Raw genomic sequence first — 16,312 nt, 5'->3', positions numbered from 1 at the left:
GTAGCCATCATTGTGGTAATGACCTCATCCCACTCGTTCTCTTTTTTGTTGATAACTACCAATTGCTTTTATCGGGATATCAATTAAATGAGAATGTTTGATTTGACCTCTAGCTTTCGCCCAATTAGCTACAGCTTTAAATCGTTTTAAAACACTACCTGCATTAGCCGAACTGGACTCCTTTTTAACCCAATCAAAGTAAGCGATCCAATCGATATCTATATCGTTCAATATCAATGTTTTGATAAGGTGTGACATATTTATAAAAAGTAGATTTATATAATGTTTGTGTTTTAGGCCGCAATTCTGTCATAACATACTTAATCATGAATGCTTCACACATATCATCAAATACACTATGGCTTAGCCTTTCATGTTGTACTGCCCTTAGGTCTAGACCTTCATCTAAATTCTGTCGATATTTATTAACTTTTTTCTGGCATCAATTAATTTCAAGCCTAGATACCTACCAAGTTTAATTCTTTGTTGCTTACCTTCCCATCTAAAGCGATAATTGAAAGTTATTAGTGTTTTAGGACTGACTCTTACGGATAAACCATCTCTATCGGCTAGTTCAGCTTCTCCATTATATGGTGCTTTTATTTTTCGTAATTTGGTATCGGACAGTGCCATTATGATATTGGGTCACAAACTAAATTAATTTGATGCACTAAAAATATTATCACAGTGAAACAACAAAATCGGTGTAACCCACAAGAATAAAGAGATAAACATGCAAGACAGAACATCTCAGAACAACACAGCACAGGCGACGATTCTCTGGCACGATTATGAAACGTGGGGGATTTCTCCCAAGTTAGATAAACCTTCTCAATTTGCGGGTATTCGCACTGATTACGATTTAAATATTGTTGGCGAGCCAGAGATGTTTTATTGCCAACCTCCTCAAGATTACTTGCCTCATCCTGAAGCCTGTTTAGTTACAGGTATTACGCCGCAAAAAGCGTTACAAGAAGGGTTAACTGAAGCTGAATTTGCCGATCGTATTCATACCTTATTTACGCAACCTAATACCTGTGTTGCTGGCTATAACAATATTCGTTTTGATGATGAAGTGACTCGTTATTTACTTTACCGTAATTTTTACGACCCATACGCGCGTGAGTGGCAAAATGGTAATAGCCGTTGGGATATTATTGATATGGTTAGAGCTTGCTACGCGCTAAGACCTGAAGGTATTGAATGGCCAGTTAACGACGATGGTGTAGTTAGCTTTAGGTTAGAACTATTAACCAAAGCCAATGGTATTAGTCACGAAGCAGCCCATGATGCTATGAGCGATGTGTATGCAACCATTGCGATGGCTAAACTCATTAAAGAAAAACAACCTAAGCTTTACGATTTTATTTTTAATTTAAAAAATAAAAAACAAGTGTTAGAACTGATTGATGTATACAACATGACACCTATTGTTCATACATCAAGTAAGGTTTCTTCAGCTCATGGTTGCACAAGTTGGTTCGCCCCCATCAGTTATCACCCCACTAATAAAAATGCAGTTATCGCGATAGATCTAGCCAGAGATCCACAGCCTTTATTCGATCTAACCAGCGAACAAATTAAAGAACGTTTATACACCCGACACGATGAGTTACAAGAAGGTGAATTACCTATTCCTGTTAAACTTATTCATGTAAATAAGTGTCCTATTGTCGCTCCGGCTAAAACATTATTACCTGAAAATGCAGCAAGGTTAGATATTCCACGTGAGACATGTTTAGCGAATTTAGCCAAACTTAAGAAAAACACTGAGATTCGAGACAAACTTACCGATGTGTTTGCACAAAGTTATGATAACGATACTGTTGTAGACGCTGAGCAATCATTATACGGGGGAAGTTTCTTTTCTCATGGCGATAAAGCGCAAATGGAAATTCTTCATCAAATTAGCCCAGAACAATTAGCTAGCCACCCTTTTGAGTTTCAAGACACCCGGTTACCGACTTTATTATTTAGATATAGAGCAAGAAACTACCCATATACCTTATCAAGCGATGAGCAATATAAATGGAAGAATTATTGCGAGAATAAACTACAATATGGTGAAGCAGGTTTATTAAGTGTTGATGAATTTATCATGAAAATTGAAAATTTAGCCCTTGAACATGAAAACAATCCTGAAAAAATGAAAGTGTTAAAAGCACTGTATCAATACGTTCAAGCGGGTTAGTTATTTTATAATTCGCATGGGTAAGTTAAAGGAAGTCAAACAATGCATACTCGAATTTATCAATTTACTGCCGACAATTACCGCGGTGAAAAGGTTGAGTTGTCACAATACGTCGGAAAAGTCGTATTAATTGTAAATACCGCCAGCGAGTGTGGTTTTACCGATCAATATAAAGGTTTACAGGCGTTATACGAACAATATAACGAGCAAGGATTAGAGATATTAGCTTTTCCTTGTAATCAGTTTAAACAACAAGAAAAAGGCAGCAACGCCGACATAAAAGCGTTTTGCGATTTACAGTTTAATATTAAATTTGATTTATTCAGTAAAATTGACGTGAACGGACCAAACGCCCATCCCCTTTACAAGTTTTTAAAAACACAAGCACCTGGAATTCTAGGCACTGAAAGTATTAAATGGAATTTCACAAAGTTTTTAATTAATAAAGAAGGGGAAGTCGTTAAGCGATTTGCAGCTATAACTAAACCTTATAAACTAGAATCAGCTATCAAAAGCTTGTTGTAAGTCATATTTTTTGTATGTCTTTTATGCAAAGCAAAAAATATTACAATATTCTTTTTCACTCACTCTTCTATTAATTTCTTTTTAATGAAGTACTTAAAGTTTTATAGATTTAATTACTTCATATAATCGCTGTTTATACTAAATTTATATAATATTTTTCCACCTAGCTTCTACACTTAAAATTAATAAACACCGTAGTTGAGGTATATTATGAGTGCCGTTTGGACAAAGCATGCCGATGAGCTTTTGAATTTAATGAATGAACAAAAATACCTCCAACAACTTTTATCATTCCCTTTAGATATTCAAGATAAAATTATTGAAGATATTAGCAGCTCTCCCCTTTGCACAAAGGAAGAAATAGTCAATATTATGACTTACTATACTATGTTAGAGCGCAATAGAATTCATTAAAATTAAGTCGATAATTGTTGAATACGAAGTGAAGCAATTTCATCTCTAGCTTTAGCAGCAAGTTCAAACTCTAGGTTTTGGGCATGTTTGATCATTTCAGCTTCAAGTTGCTTAATTTTGTCGTCTATCTCTTTAGTCGACATTATTTTGTAAGACGCGTGTTCTTCTGCGACTTTTCGTAACTCGACTCGACTCGTGCCATTTCCTAGGCCCATTACATCAGATATTTTACGTTTTACGCCTGTAGGTGTAATACCATGGTCAATATTATATTGATGTTGAATAGCGCGTCTTCTTTCGGTTTCATCAATGGCTTTTTTCATAGAGCCAGTAATACGTCCTGCATATAAAATAGCTCTACCATTAATATTACGAGCTGCGCGTCCTATGGTTTGAATAAGTGAGCGTTCAGAGCGTAAAAAGCCTTCTTTATCGGCATCTAAAATGGCAACAAGCGACACTTCAGGCATATCTAAACCTTCACGTAGTAAGTTGATACCTACAAGTACGTCAAATTTTCCTAATCTAAAATCTCTTATAATTTCAACACGTTCTACAGTATCTACATCAGAATGTAGGTAACGAGTTTTTATACCGTGTTCATCTAAATAGTCGGTTAAATCTTCTGCCATACGCTTAGTTAACGTGGTGGCAAGTACCCTTTCTTCAATAACAATACGCTTACGAATTTCAGATAGTAAATCATCAACTTGTGTTTCAACGGGCCTTACTTCAATAACAGGATCGAGTAAACCTGTAGGCCTTACCACTTGCTGTGCAATATCATCACCCGACTTTTCAACTTCGTAATGACTCGGCGTTGCTGAAACATAAATAGTTTGAGGTGCTAAGGCTTCAAACTCTTCAAATTTCATCGGTCTATTATCTAAAGCAGACGGCAACCTAAAGCCATATTCAACTAAGTTTTCTTTTCTTGATCTATCGCCTTTATACATGGCTCCTATTTGAGGAACCGTAACATGGGATTCATCAATAATAAGTAAGCCGTCGTTCGGTAAGTAATCGAATAACGTGGGTGGCGCTTCACCTGTTCCTCTGCCTGAGAGGTACCGTGAATAGTTTTCGATACCTGAGCAATAACCTAACTCTGTCATCATTTCGATATCGAATTGCGTACGTTGAACAATGCGTTGTTCTTCAACTAACTTGTTATTTTCTTTGAGTTGCGCAGATCTGTCTTTTAGCTCAATTTTAATATTTTCAACCGCGGCTAATATTTTCTCACGAGGCGTTGCGTAATGAGTTTTAGGGTAAATAGTGACTCGCGGCAAGGTTCGCTCTATTTGACCTGTAAGTGGGTCAAACTGCCTTATTTGTTCAATTTCTTCATCAAACAATTCAATACGTATGGCAAGCCTGTCAGATTCAGCAGGAAATACATCAATAACATCGCCACGTACACGATAAGTTGCTCGCTGAAAGGCTACGTCGTTACGTGTGTATTGCAATTCTGCTAAACGTCTTAATATATCTCGTTGATTAATAATATCGCCTTGGCTAATGTGCAACATCATTTTTAAGTAGGAGTCGGGATCACCCAAACCATAAATAGCAGAAACAGAAGCAACAATAATAACGTCTCTACGCTCTAGCAAAGCTTTAGTTGCTGATAAACGCATTTGTTCAATATGTTCGTTTACCGAAGCGTCTTTTTCAATAAACGTATCGGTTGTTGGTACATAGGCTTCAGGCTGGTAATAATCGTAATAAGAAACAAAGTACTCAACGGCATTATTCGGGAAAAACTCTTTCATTTCTCCATATAACTGCGCTGCAAGTGTTTTGTTAGGCGCCAGCATCATAGTAGGACGATTAAGCTTAGCAATAACATTAGCAATGGTATACGTTTTACCTGAGCCGGTAACACCTAATAAGGTTTGATGTGCTAAGCCTGATTCAATACCATCAAGCAGCTTTGCAATCGCCGTAGGTTGATCGCCACTGGGTGTGTAGTTAGATACCAGTTCCATATCTTTCATCATTAGGTTGACACCTCTTTTGATTCAATATTAAAAGCATCGGTTGTAAATTGCCTACTAAATAAGCAGTAAGAGATAAACGCCATTAATAAATTACCAATAACCCCACCCACAAAGAAACCTGTTAAACCGTATAAATAACTGCCTAAATAAGCGATAGGTACATAACACACAAATAAACGAACAATACTCAAAGCTAAAGCTACCATAGGCTTATGCAAAGCATTAAAAGACGAATTGGTTAAAATAATGATACCTTGAAAACCGTACCCTAAAGGTAATATCCAAATAAATAACTCGATAAGCTCAGCAACTTTTTCTTCTTTCGCAAAGGTATGACTGATGTAAGGCGCAATAAGTATAAGTACAAGGTAAATAAGTACCTGCCACGCTAATACAAATTTAACGGTAGATTTATAGCTTTCTTTCACCCTATTCATATTTGATGCACCAAAGTTTTGGCTAATAAATGGGGGTAATGTCATTGATAAAGCCAGCACCACTAAGCAAGCAATTGACTCAATTCTTGAACCTACGCCAAATGCAGCAACAGCAGAGTCTCCAAAGGTTGCCGCTATTGCAGTTAAAACAGCCGTTGCAATTGGCGTTAACATATTAGCACCCGCCGCTGGTAAACCAATGTTTAAAATTTCTTTACATGAGGCTATAAATTCATTTAATGGGATTAATGTCGCATGTATTAGGTTTTTCTTACGGATAAGAATATAAAGTACTAAAGCAGTACTAAGTATCCATGAAATAAAAGTCGCAATAGCCGCGCCTTCTACTCCTAATGCAGGAACAGGCCCAAAACCAAAAATTAAAATAGGATCTAATACCGCATTAATTAAGCCTGCGCTTCCCATAATTATACTGGGAGTTTTTGTGTCGCCAGCAGAGCGTAATATAGCATTACCAATCATAGGTCCAATTAAACAAACGCTGCCTAAAAACCATACGTCCATATATTCATGAATAAGCGGCAATAAGTCATTACTTGCGCCTAATAATAAAAAGATTTCATCAATAAATATATAACCAACATAAGACAATAGCCCAACAATAACAGCGGTCATGTACATAGCCGATGTAGCTAAATTTTTTGCCAATGCATGATTACCTTTACCTAAAGCTTTACCAATAACGGCAGAGGTTCCTATACCTAAACCAATGGTTAAACTAATAACCGTAAAAGTGATAGGAAAAGTAAAGCTTATTGCTGCTAGAGGCTGAGTCCCCAATAAACCAACAAAAAAGGTATCTACAAGGTTGAAAGTCATTAAAAGGATCATTCCGTATATCATAGGAACAGTCATTTTTTTTAATGTTTGAGGCACGGGATCTTTTAATAGGTCAATTTGATTTTTTTTTACAGATGTAGTCATTAAAAGTTTAAAACCCGTGGTATAAAAAGCGGAAGAACTTGTATTGTAAAAGATAGCTCTAAGAGTCGCTATGCTTAAATTTTATTTCTCCTCTTTAATTTGAAAATAAATGTAAACAAGTTACCTATTAAAAAAATACAGATAATATTTGCAATATTTGAATTGCATAAAAATTCACAGGCAATTGTATAAAATGCCAACTTTGCACAAAAAACAAACCGAGACGTTCATTTTAACACCAAAAACACACTAACAACCTGTTTTAAATAGATTAATTTATTTTATATGAAAAAGATTGACTTCGCTCTACCCACTATTCTTATGTTTTAACTACCTCTATCTACACTTTAATGCACATAGTTATCCACAGCATTAGTGGATAACTGTAATCAAATAACGTAATAAATTAACATGCCTAAATTTACAACAAAAATAGCTCTTAAAGCTCCCAATTTGCCTGCAAAACAAGCAAACAAACAAATATTTAAATTTTTTAGAATTTTATATTGACAGTTCATCACGTGGCCTTTAATATTCCGCCCCGTTAACCAAGTTGGTTAGCAAACAATTCCTCAATAGCTCAGTTGGTAGAGCAACGGACTGTTAATCCGTTTGTCCCTGGTTCAAGTCCAGGTTGAGGAGCCAAATTTTAGTAATGGCTTTTAAAGCGGTTACGTTAGTAGTAAAGAACAATTCCTCAATAGCTCAATTGGTAGAGCAACGGACTGTGCTATTTATTAGAACAGCGTTTGCTTCCTGATTCTAGAACAGGTTGAGGAGCCAAATTTTAGTAAGTGCTTTTAAAGCGGTTACGTTAGTAGTAAAGAACAATTCCTCAATAGCTCAGTTGGTAGAGCAACGGACTGTTAATCCGTTTGTCCCTGGTTCAAGTCCAGGTTGAGGAGCCACATTTTAGTAAGTGCTTTTAAAGCGGTTACGTTAGTAGTAAAGAACAATTCCTCAATAGCTCAGTTGGTAGAGCAACGGACTGTTAATCCGTTTGTCCCTGGTTCAAGTCCAGGTTGAGGAGCCACATTAAAAAACCTGCTTTTAGCAGGTTTTTTTTCGTCTTTAATTTATATTTTGATATAAATCCAAGACGAAAAAAAACCAATGAAGATCATTGGTTTAATTTATCTATCATCGGTTATAACTAATGATGATGACCACCTACTCCGTGAGCATGGCCATGCTTAACTTCGTCTTCAGTCGCTTCTCTTACATCAACTACTTCTAAATCAAACGTTAATACTTTACCCGCTAATGGTGGGTTAATATCAACCGTCACCATAAATTTGCCTACTTTAACTACAGTAACTTGACGTTGACCTTGTTCCGTTTGAACAACAGCTGTCATGCCTGCTTTCCATTTTGCTGCACCTTGTAAATGTTTTACAGGGATACGTTGGATCATATCTTCTTGACGCTCGCCATAAGCTTCATCAGGTTGTAATGTGACGGAAAACTTATCGCCAGCTTCTTTACCCGCTAAAGCGTTTTCAAGACCCACTAACGTGTTATTAGCACCGTGTAGATAAGCCATTGGATCATTGTCATACGACGACTCAATTTCGGTACCGTCTTCTTCTTTTAATACATAGTGAAACTGAACAACTGTTTTTTCTGCTATTTTCATTTTTTACCTATTTATTTTGATTAACGCTAATTTTAATGGCGCTATATTACAATATTTTATGCCCATAACAGTAAAATAAATACACTTAATAGAATTAAAAACATTCCTAAGTATTCCATTTTACTAATTGATTCTTTAAATATTCGATAAGTAATAAAAAGTGTAATAAAGAATTCAACTTGACCCAACGCCTTAACATAAGCAGTATCTTGATAACTTGTCGCTGTATACCAACCAATAGAACCAATAACACTGGTTAACCCAACAAAGGCGCACACACGCCAATGTTTAAGCATTAAAATAATCTGTGATGTATTCTGAACAGCAACATATGCCACAGATACAACAGATTGTACTGTTACCATAAACACTAAAGTCACAGCAGCGCTCACCATTAAGTCAGTATTCAAAGCTAAACTCGATTCTCGTACCAATAGCATTGTAATAGCTAACCCTAAGCCAGAAGCTAAACCAAAACCAGCGCCAGGGTTTCTCAATAAATCGTCATAAGTAAATTTAACTTTTGATACAATAAGGACACCAATTACACCTATTACAACAGATACCCAGCCCCAAAAACTTAACGAAGCTGAAAAAACAGTAGCGCCAATAATAGCGACTTGAACAGCTTCAGTATGAGATAAACTCGTTGCGACTGAAAAATTTCTGTATCTAAAGGCGGTAACTAAGCAGGCTGTCCCTACTATTTGAGCCACACTAGCCAATAATGCGAATTGTATAAATGAGGCATTCAGTTCTGGAATTTCAACCGTTTTATAATCAAGTAACCACCATAAGTAACCCCAAGCAAAGGGTAAAGCAAAAACATACCTAACCGATGTAGTTGCCATAGAACTTAAGTGGCCTGATAATTTTTTCTGACCGGCGGTTCTTAGTGCCTGCATAAATGCAGCAAGTAAGGTGAAATAGATCCAGATTTCCAAAGTTTTTCCAAATATAATTAATCTACGCCATATGAAACAGCATACGTAAACGGGCGAGCATTATAGGTAAAATGCCATCACAAAACTATGCTAGTACTTATTGAAAATTCCTTTACTTACAAAAAAATCGTTTGATTAGCCGCAAAAATAAAATAATTTTTTCTTTAAGTTCGGGATATTTTTCACATAAAATAAAAAAAGCGTTACACTTAACATATTGAAATTGATAAAGTAGTTTATGGCTAAAAAACGTTCATACAAACACACAAACAATGCCTTAATACTTACAGGTGGTGGTGCAAGAGCCGCATATCAAGTTGGGGTGTTGTCTGCTATTGCCCAATTTATCCCCCGTAATCATGGTTGCCCTTTCCCTATTATTAGTGGTACGTCGGCCGGTGCAATAAACACCACAGCGTTAGCCTGTTATGCTTCTTGTTTTCAATTAGGGGTTAAAAAACTTGAATGGGTTTGGAAAAACTTAAACACAAATCGCATTTATCACGGAGATCCATACAGAGTATTTAGTCATATAGCTAAAGGGATATTTGGTAGTTTTCAAGCAGACTACGCTAGCCGTCCTGCCAGAAGCTTGCTTAACAATGATCCGTTACGTCAACTGCTGAATGAGGTTATCGATTTTAAACGAATAGATAATAATATTTTAAAAGGTTATTTATCTGCCGTTTCTATTACAGCATCTAGCTATAACACGGGCGATTCAATCAGTTTTTATCAATCTGAAGAACATATTTCACCTTGGTTTAGAGCAAACCGAAGAGGCGAACCAACTCAAATTAATAGCGAACATTTGATGGCATCTGCTGCTATTCCTATGGTTTTCCCTTCAATTAATATTAAACGACAACACTTTGGTGATGGTTCTATTCATCAATTATCTCCGTTGAGCCCTGCTATTCATTTAGGAGCTGAACGTATATTTATTGTGGGCGTAGAACAACCAACAGAACCGGTATATGCTAATGAAAACAATCCTCACCCACCAACCGCATCAAGTGTAGCCGGTCATTTACTTGATTCAATATTCTCAGATACCTTACAAAGCGATATAGAAAGAGCTCAACGTATTAACGAAACCATCGCCTTAATCCCTGAAGATGTACGTAAAGAAAAATCAGGATTAAAAAAAATAGATACATTATTACTTAATCCTACCCACGATTTTAATGCCATGGCAGTAGAATATTTTGATGAGTTACCCCTTTCTATTAAAATATTATTACGTTCAATCGGGATCACTAACGATTCAGAATCAAGTATTATCAGTTATTTATTATTCGAAAAAAATTACTGTAAACAGCTCATTAAATTAGGTTTTGAAGATGCAATGGAAAAGGAAGCATCAATTAGAAGCTTCCTTAATTTATAACGCTATTATCTCCCCTCTTGAATAAAGCGCTCAGTTAATTCAACTCGGCGAGGTTTACCTCTTACAATTAACGTGTCTTGGTTTTGTAATACAATATTATCATCAGGCTCTTCTGTTTCGACTTCACCACGTTTAAGCGCAACTATAATCATGTGTGAATTACCTTGCTTTAATTCTGCTATAGAATGCCCTACAGCATATGAATCATTCGTTAACTGTATTGCATGAGCAAATTCAATACGTTCAATCGCTTCTGGACTCATATCTGTATGTTCACCTTGGTAGAAGCCATGTAAATGATTGTAATGATTATTACGTTCTTTTTGTACGCGTTTGAAAATTCGTGAGAATGGTACACCTGTTAACGATAATACTTGAGAAACCAACATTAAGCTTCCCTCTAAAATTTCAGGTACAACTTCATTTGCCCCAGCATCTTTCAATATTTGTAATTGGTCGTCATTTCGAGTTCTTACTAAAATAGGAACATCCTTTGATAGTCGTCTTACTTTTTCAATAACGTCTAACGATTGTTTATCTTCACCAAAAGCGATAACAACTAATTTAGCCTCCGATAAATTAGCAGCATGTAACAACTCTGTTTGTCTTGAAGAACCAAATAAAACGTTCTCTCCTGCATCTCTTGATTTTGTCACACGCAAAGGGTCGATATCTATTGCAACAAAATCAATACCTTCTGGTTTTAAAAAGCGGCTAACTGTTTGCCCTACACGACCAAAACCACAAATAATAACGTGATCTTTTAACTGGCTATTATCTGGTAATGTTTCTAATTCTGTTGTATCTACTCCTTTATCTTGCGTTAGCATTAACGACCATTTGCGTGCGTTATTAATCATAAAAGGCGTTATCGCCATACTAAGAACACCAACGCCTAATAAGATTGAAGCTACATCCATAGGTAATATTTCAACTTGCGTGGCTAGAGCAATTAACACAAAACCAAATTCGCCCATTTGCGCTAACATAAAACCTGAAGCCCAACCGTCTTTAGGCAATTCTCCTGCTTTAACCGCTAAAAACCTTATAACGCAGACTTTTACCGCCATAAAACTCAACATAACACCTAAAACAACTAAAGGTGAATTAATCAGCACATTAATATTTAGCTTCATACCTACAGTAACAAAAAACAGGCCTAATAAAATATCTCTATAAGGTCTAATGTCTGCCTCTAACTGATGCTTATATTGGCTTTCACCTAACATCATACCCGCTAAAAATGCACCTAAAGCCATAGATAAACCAAACCATAGCGTTAAAGCTGATGCTAATAAGGTGACAAGTAACGTGGTTAATACAAAGAGTTCATCTGTTCGTACTTGGGCAATTACATTAAACAAACGTGGTAATAACCACTTACCGGTAAACAGTAATACACCAACTACAAACACACCTTTTACTAGCGCAATAAGTAAGGCTAATCCCATGGAAGTATCAGAATCCATAGCAAACATAGGAATAATAATAAGAAGAGGAACTACCGCCACATCCTGAAAAAGTAAAACCGACACTGAAATTTGACCCGACTTACGTTTAGTTGCCCCAGCTTCACTTAATTGCCGGATAACAATAGCAGTAGAAGAAAGTGCCAAAACACCGCCTATTACCAGTGCACTAGGAAAAGATTGTCCTAAAGCCAAAGCAATTAAAATAAAAATAACAAGGGATATACCAACCTGTAAGCTCCCCACAGCCAATACCAACTTACGCATAGCAAGCAGTTTAGGTAATGAAAACTCCAAGCCTAAAGTAAAGAGTAGAAATACAATGCCTAATTCTGCAAAGTGTTCGTAATCAACATGATGATGTGCCCATGCAAAACCATGTTCGCCCACCAACATTCCTGTAACTAAATAGGCTAAAATAGCAGGTAGATTTAGATATCTAAATAACCAAACAATAAAAACAGCACTGGTTAAAATAGCAAGAATTTCAAAATAACCTTCCACGAAAACTCCTTAAATAATGATGAGCATGCTAAACAACAGAATATAAAAGCATAGTGTCTCATTTTACAGACATCAAAATGATTTAAAATCTATTTATAAAAAACAGCATAATAAAAGCGGCAAAACATTGCCGAATTTTACTTTGACAAAAAAATGACTGTGCAAACGACCAAAATTAAAAATTAAAAATCAAAGGGTTATACATAATAAAAAACACAATCACTTTAGGTACAGAATTTGCTAAATAATAACCATTAAAATAGAAATAGGTGGTTACATGCAAACATTAAATTTACTCGAAAGCCAAACATATGAGTATAACGCCTTTAAAATATTCGATTTAAACAATAAAGAAAATACTCAACGTAAACTTGCGCTTATGGAACAACTACAGTGCACGCTTGAACTTGACAAAATATTGAATATTTTTGCTATGGAAGCTTCAAAATATATTGCTTTTTCAGGGCTTTATTTTACCCAAGGGAATGTAAGAACGGCTATCCGAGGAAGTAAACAAGGTAAAGCAGAACGTCTGTTTGAACTTAAAATAAATAATGAATTTTTAGGTACATTAACCTACGCAATTAATAGTCCTATTAGTTTAGCCAGCTATAAAATTTTAGAGGAATTACACCAATATATTCTTCACCCACTTAACAATGCCATTAAATATAAAAATGCTATGTCGTTAGCCATGCAAGACAGCTTAACAGGCTTAGCCAATCGACGTTATTTTGACGAGCAATTAAAACGCGCTATGCATCACGCAAATCGTCAAAAACATCAGGTAGGCTTGGTGGTTGCAGACTTAAACAAATTTAAAGCAGTTAATGATACCTTTGGCCATCATGTAGGCGATGAAATACTAAAAAGTTTTGCAAAAGCTTTAGAGCTTAGTGTTCGCGATTCTGACAGTGTATTTAGATTTGGTGGTGACGAATTTGTTATTATTGTTGAAGAGGCAAGCCAAGAGTCTTTATTCATGATTGAAGCTCGCATCCAAAAAGCACTCGATACTGACGTGCTTCTTACTAAATATAATGTAGGCTGTAGCTTAGGTTATACTTTTATGAACAGAGCTGATGATGAGAAAAGCTTTTTTGAAAGAGCAGATCAAGCGTTATACCAACAAAAATTTAGTCAACCCATGTCCTTAAGTTTAGTGTAATTAGCTTTTACTTAATAAAATACAACATTAACGAGTTAAGTGAGCGCTAGCGAGCTTAACTATTCCCCCTCCTTTACCTCTTTCTTAATATCACTTTATCACCTCATTATCATCGAATGATTATGCGGCTATTTAAATAAATAACTATCTGATAAAATAGCCAAAAAATTTCAACTAAAAAGGATTTATATGAAATATTCTTGTGGGATAATCATTTCTCTATTCTTTACTCTTTTTCTTAATGTGAGCTTTGCTAAAGAAGCCAATACCGTATTAACTAAAGAAAAAATACATGTTTTTAGCCAAAAACTTAACAAAATTAATAACGAAAACATGCAAGATTTTTTAGCTGTTTTATCAAAAGCTTTTACTTTAGAGTTTAATGTTGGCTCTCGTGTACATGGTTTTATTTTGTCATTTGATAATGAAAACTTAATTTACTTTCTTAAAAAAATTGCCAACTATCCTGAAGATGAGACTGAAGTAAAAGAGATATACGATATAAAACTCACTAGCCCAACAGAAGGCGAGTTCAAAGTTATCCTTTATTCTGAAAAATATAGAAAAAAAATATGGACACATTATTTCGTTCGGTTAGAAAATAACGAAATTAAAGTCATTAAGATATTAGAAAAGGTTTAACACTTAAAGAGTAAGAGATATATCTGCTAACGCTGCTCTTTGCTCTTGTGGTGTTGCTCCTATGTATATTCGTGAATACCTAATCGCTTGAGAAAACTTAGCATCGCCGACTCTGGCTAATACTTGCTTAAAGAAATTAAGATTTAAATCAAATATTTTTACATAATGGTTAATTGCATCATCAATTGTAGGATAACGCATCCCATCAAAGTAAAAGGTTTCTTTTTCATCTATGTACTCTAATGTAACGCCGTTAACAATAAGAGGCCAAGGTTTATAGCTAACTCGACCTTTTGCTACTTCGTACATAAACCACGCACTTCTTTGAAAACCTTCAAAGGTACCACCTTCAAATCCACTATTCTCTAATTCTTCTTTCGTCCAATTTAAACCGATAGCAAGATCTTTATGATAATGCTTCATTAATTGCTGTTTAACATGTACATGAACTTGCCAAATGCTATCGACTTTAGCTGAATAAGCGAATTGATAACATTCTTTACAGCTAGGGATCTGAATTGGGATATGAGGACAATTAAATACCAGCCAATTATTATGCGGAAAACCAAACAACGAATGCTTAGGCTCTCCACAAAACCAACAAAAATGACGATATTCAAAAGGTGCTTCTGTTAAACAATAATCAACATTCATAAGTTTAAGTAACAACCGTTAACATTGAATGATTTAAATAAGAAAACGCTAGCGCTTCTTCTGTATTTTTTTGCTGTATTTTTTAGTAGCTGCTGGTTTTACTTTTTTCTTTTTAGCAATCGCTTGGTTTTTATCTTGGGTTGCTTGATAGCGGTTTTTCTTAACTGGCGCATCTAAACTTTCTTTGTATTGCGCAGGTAATGGTCTATCTATTTCATAACCTGGTGCCACTATACGCTCAAATTTACGACCAATTAGCTCTTCAATATTTTCTAAAAAGCGCTCATCTTTTGGGCTAACTAAAGAAATAGCCGTACCAGATTTACCTGCTCTACCGGTTCTACCTATACGGTGTACGTAATCTTCAGCTAAAAACGGTAAGTGAAAATTAACAACGTAAGGTAAATCGGCAATATCTAAACCTCGTGCAGCAACATCCGTTGCAACTAAAACTCTCACCTTACCTTCGGTAAACTCTTCTAGCGCTCTATTTCTAGCGCCTTGCGTTTTATCACCATGGCAAAGTGCCGCTTTAATGCCATCAAGTTTTAGCTCTTTAGCTAATAGATTTGCGCTTTCTTTTGTACCTGCAAATACCAGTACTTGTTTCCAGTTATTTACACCAATAATTTCAGATAAAAGTTCACGTTTACGCGTTTCAGACACCCAATAAACTGATTGTTTTACTTTACCTGATGTAGAATTTTGGCGAGAAACTTCTAATGTTTTAGGATTTCTTAACACTTTTTTTGCAAGTGTTTTAACCTTGTTTGAAAAGGTAGCTGAAAACATTAAGGTTTGATGTTTTTGTTTCATTGCTTCAATAAGCTTTTCAATATCAGTTAAAAACCCCATATCAAGCATACGGTCGGCTTCATCTAACACTAAATATTTAACATGCGAAAGATCAACACTACGCTCAGTTAAATGCTCAAGTAAACGACCAGGTGTTGCCACTAAAACATCGACCCCATTTTTCAACATTGTTTTTTGAGGTGGCATATTTACACCACCATAAATTACACCCGATTTAATCGGTAAAAATTGGCTGTACGTTTCAATGTTTTTGGCAACTTGTGCTGCAAGTTCACGGGTTGGCGTTAAAATTAACGCTTTAATCGTTTGACCTGTAACTTGAGTGTCGTCTTTAATATTACGACTAATCGCATCTAAAATAGGCAAACTAAAAGCAGCGGTTTTACCTGTACCCGTTTGAGCACTAGCTAATAAATCTACGCCTGTACGAATAACAGGAATAGCTTGTTGCTGTACTGGCGTTAAATTTTTATAACCACACGCCTTTACTGCTTTTAATAAATTAGCCGATAAGCCAATTGCATCAACACTCATTTTTTCACCAAATATACACTAATAATTTTCGAACACATGT

At 35.6% G+C, this 16,312-nt stretch carries 15 protein-coding genes and 3 tRNA genes; 9 read left to right on the top strand and 9 right to left on the bottom strand.

What is annotated here, in order from left to right; translation table 11 throughout:
* Positions 1 to 24: 24 nt before the first annotated feature.
* A complete protein-coding gene (locus ACM9HF_RS20830) occupies positions 25 to 231 on the bottom strand; it encodes a hypothetical protein (RefSeq protein ID WP_473613457.1) in 207 nt (68 codons plus the stop codon).
* A gap of 174 nt (positions 232 to 405) precedes the next feature.
* Complete coding sequence (locus ACM9HF_RS20825) at positions 406 to 633, bottom strand: Arm DNA-binding domain-containing protein (RefSeq protein ID WP_473613456.1); 228 nt, start codon at positions 631 to 633, stop codon at positions 406 to 408.
* A gap of 100 nt (positions 634 to 733) precedes the next feature.
* On the opposite strand from ACM9HF_RS20825, the gene sbcB reads away from it, so the two are divergent.
* The 3 genes from sbcB to ACM9HF_RS20810 all read left to right on the top strand — a co-directional run bounded on the left by sbcB (position 734) and on the right by ACM9HF_RS20810 (position 3,130).
* Entirely contained in the window at positions 734 to 2,191 is a 1,458-nt protein-coding gene (gene sbcB / locus ACM9HF_RS20820) for an exodeoxyribonuclease I (protein WP_473613455.1), read from the top strand.
* A 42-nt stretch (positions 2,192 to 2,233) separates the two neighbouring features.
* Positions 2,234 to 2,716, top strand: coding sequence for a glutathione peroxidase (locus ACM9HF_RS20815; protein ID WP_473613454.1), 483 nt, complete (start codon positions 2,234 to 2,236; stop codon positions 2,714 to 2,716).
* Positions 2,717 to 2,926: 210 nt separating this feature from the next.
* The gene (locus ACM9HF_RS20810) at positions 2,927 to 3,130 is read left to right on the top strand and encodes a hypothetical protein (RefSeq protein ID WP_473613453.1); all 204 of its coding nucleotides are present in this window, start codon (positions 2,927 to 2,929) and stop codon (positions 3,128 to 3,130) included.
* Positions 3,131 to 3,132: 2 nt separating this feature from the next.
* Here the strand turns inward: ACM9HF_RS20810 and uvrB are convergent, their stop codons facing one another.
* Together uvrB and ACM9HF_RS20800 are read right to left on the bottom strand one after the other, a co-directional pair.
* Positions 3,133 to 5,133 (bottom strand): excinuclease ABC subunit UvrB, encoded by a 2,001-nt coding sequence (uvrB, locus tag ACM9HF_RS20805; protein WP_473613452.1) that lies wholly within the window; start codon positions 5,131 to 5,133, stop codon positions 3,133 to 3,135.
* Positions 5,133 to 6,515, bottom strand: coding sequence for an MATE family efflux transporter (locus tag ACM9HF_RS20800; protein ID WP_473613451.1), 1,383 nt, complete (start codon positions 6,513 to 6,515; stop codon positions 5,133 to 5,135). Before ACM9HF_RS20800 ends, uvrB begins: the two co-directional genes overlap by 1 nt.
* 569 nt (positions 6,516 to 7,084) lie before the next feature.
* Between ACM9HF_RS20800 and ACM9HF_RS20795 the strand changes: the two genes are divergently transcribed.
* The 3 genes from ACM9HF_RS20795 (at position 7,085) to ACM9HF_RS20785 (ending at position 7,548) form a co-directional block, all read left to right on the top strand.
* Positions 7,085 to 7,160 (top strand) — tRNA-Asn (locus ACM9HF_RS20795).
* A gap of 187 nt (positions 7,161 to 7,347) precedes the next feature.
* A tRNA-Asn gene (locus ACM9HF_RS20790) sits at positions 7,348 to 7,423 on the top strand.
* A gap of 49 nt (positions 7,424 to 7,472) precedes the next feature.
* Positions 7,473 to 7,548, top strand: a tRNA-Asn gene (locus ACM9HF_RS20785).
* Between the two features lie 120 nt (positions 7,549 to 7,668).
* Here ACM9HF_RS20785 and ACM9HF_RS20780 read toward each other — a convergent pair.
* Positions 7,669 to 8,151, bottom strand: coding sequence for an FKBP-type peptidyl-prolyl cis-trans isomerase (locus tag ACM9HF_RS20780; protein ID WP_473613450.1), 483 nt, complete (start codon positions 8,149 to 8,151; stop codon positions 7,669 to 7,671).
* 56 nt (positions 8,152 to 8,207) lie between these two features.
* Positions 8,208 to 9,095, bottom strand: coding sequence for an EamA family transporter (locus ACM9HF_RS20775; protein ID WP_473613449.1), 888 nt, complete (start codon positions 9,093 to 9,095; stop codon positions 8,208 to 8,210).
* 238 nt (positions 9,096 to 9,333) lie between these two features.
* Between ACM9HF_RS20775 and ACM9HF_RS20770 the strand changes: the two genes are divergently transcribed.
* Positions 9,334 to 10,485, top strand: a complete 1,152-nt coding sequence (locus ACM9HF_RS20770; protein WP_473613448.1) for a patatin-like phospholipase family protein — start codon at positions 9,334 to 9,336, stop codon at positions 10,483 to 10,485.
* A 5-nt stretch (positions 10,486 to 10,490) separates the two neighbouring features.
* Here ACM9HF_RS20770 and ACM9HF_RS20765 read toward each other — a convergent pair whose 3' ends face one another.
* Positions 10,491 to 12,458, bottom strand: coding sequence for a monovalent cation:proton antiporter family protein (locus ACM9HF_RS20765; RefSeq protein ID WP_473613447.1), 1,968 nt, complete (start codon positions 12,456 to 12,458; stop codon positions 10,491 to 10,493).
* A gap of 277 nt (positions 12,459 to 12,735) precedes the next feature.
* Here ACM9HF_RS20765 and ACM9HF_RS20760 point away from each other — a divergent pair, with 277 nt between their 5' ends.
* Together ACM9HF_RS20760 and ACM9HF_RS20755 are read left to right on the top strand one after the other, a co-directional pair.
* On the top strand, positions 12,736 to 13,626 hold the full coding sequence (locus ACM9HF_RS20760) for a GGDEF domain-containing protein (protein WP_473613446.1): 891 nt from the start codon (positions 12,736 to 12,738) through the stop codon (positions 13,624 to 13,626).
* Positions 13,627 to 13,815: 189 nt separating this feature from the next.
* Entirely contained in the window at positions 13,816 to 14,268 is a 453-nt protein-coding gene (locus tag ACM9HF_RS20755; RefSeq protein ID WP_473613445.1) for a hypothetical protein, read from the top strand.
* Between the two features lie 3 nt (positions 14,269 to 14,271).
* Here ACM9HF_RS20755 and ACM9HF_RS20750 read toward each other — a convergent pair whose 3' ends face one another.
* Positions 14,272 to 14,922: a hypothetical protein gene (locus tag ACM9HF_RS20750; RefSeq protein WP_473613444.1), complete on the bottom strand. Its 651-nt coding sequence runs from the start codon at positions 14,920 to 14,922 to the stop codon at positions 14,272 to 14,274.
* Between the two features lie 48 nt (positions 14,923 to 14,970).
* On the bottom strand, positions 14,971 to 16,272 hold the full coding sequence (locus ACM9HF_RS20745; RefSeq protein ID WP_473613443.1) for a DEAD/DEAH box helicase: 1,302 nt from the start codon (positions 16,270 to 16,272) through the stop codon (positions 14,971 to 14,973).
* Positions 16,273 to 16,312: the final 40 nt, after the last annotated feature.

It is taken from the genome of Colwellia sp. RE-S-Sl-9 (genome assembly GCF_048296855.1).
In the GTDB taxonomy this organism is placed as follows: domain Bacteria; phylum Pseudomonadota; class Gammaproteobacteria; order Enterobacterales; family Alteromonadaceae; genus Pseudocolwellia.
This window is presented reverse-complemented; position numbering and strand designations above follow the sequence as displayed.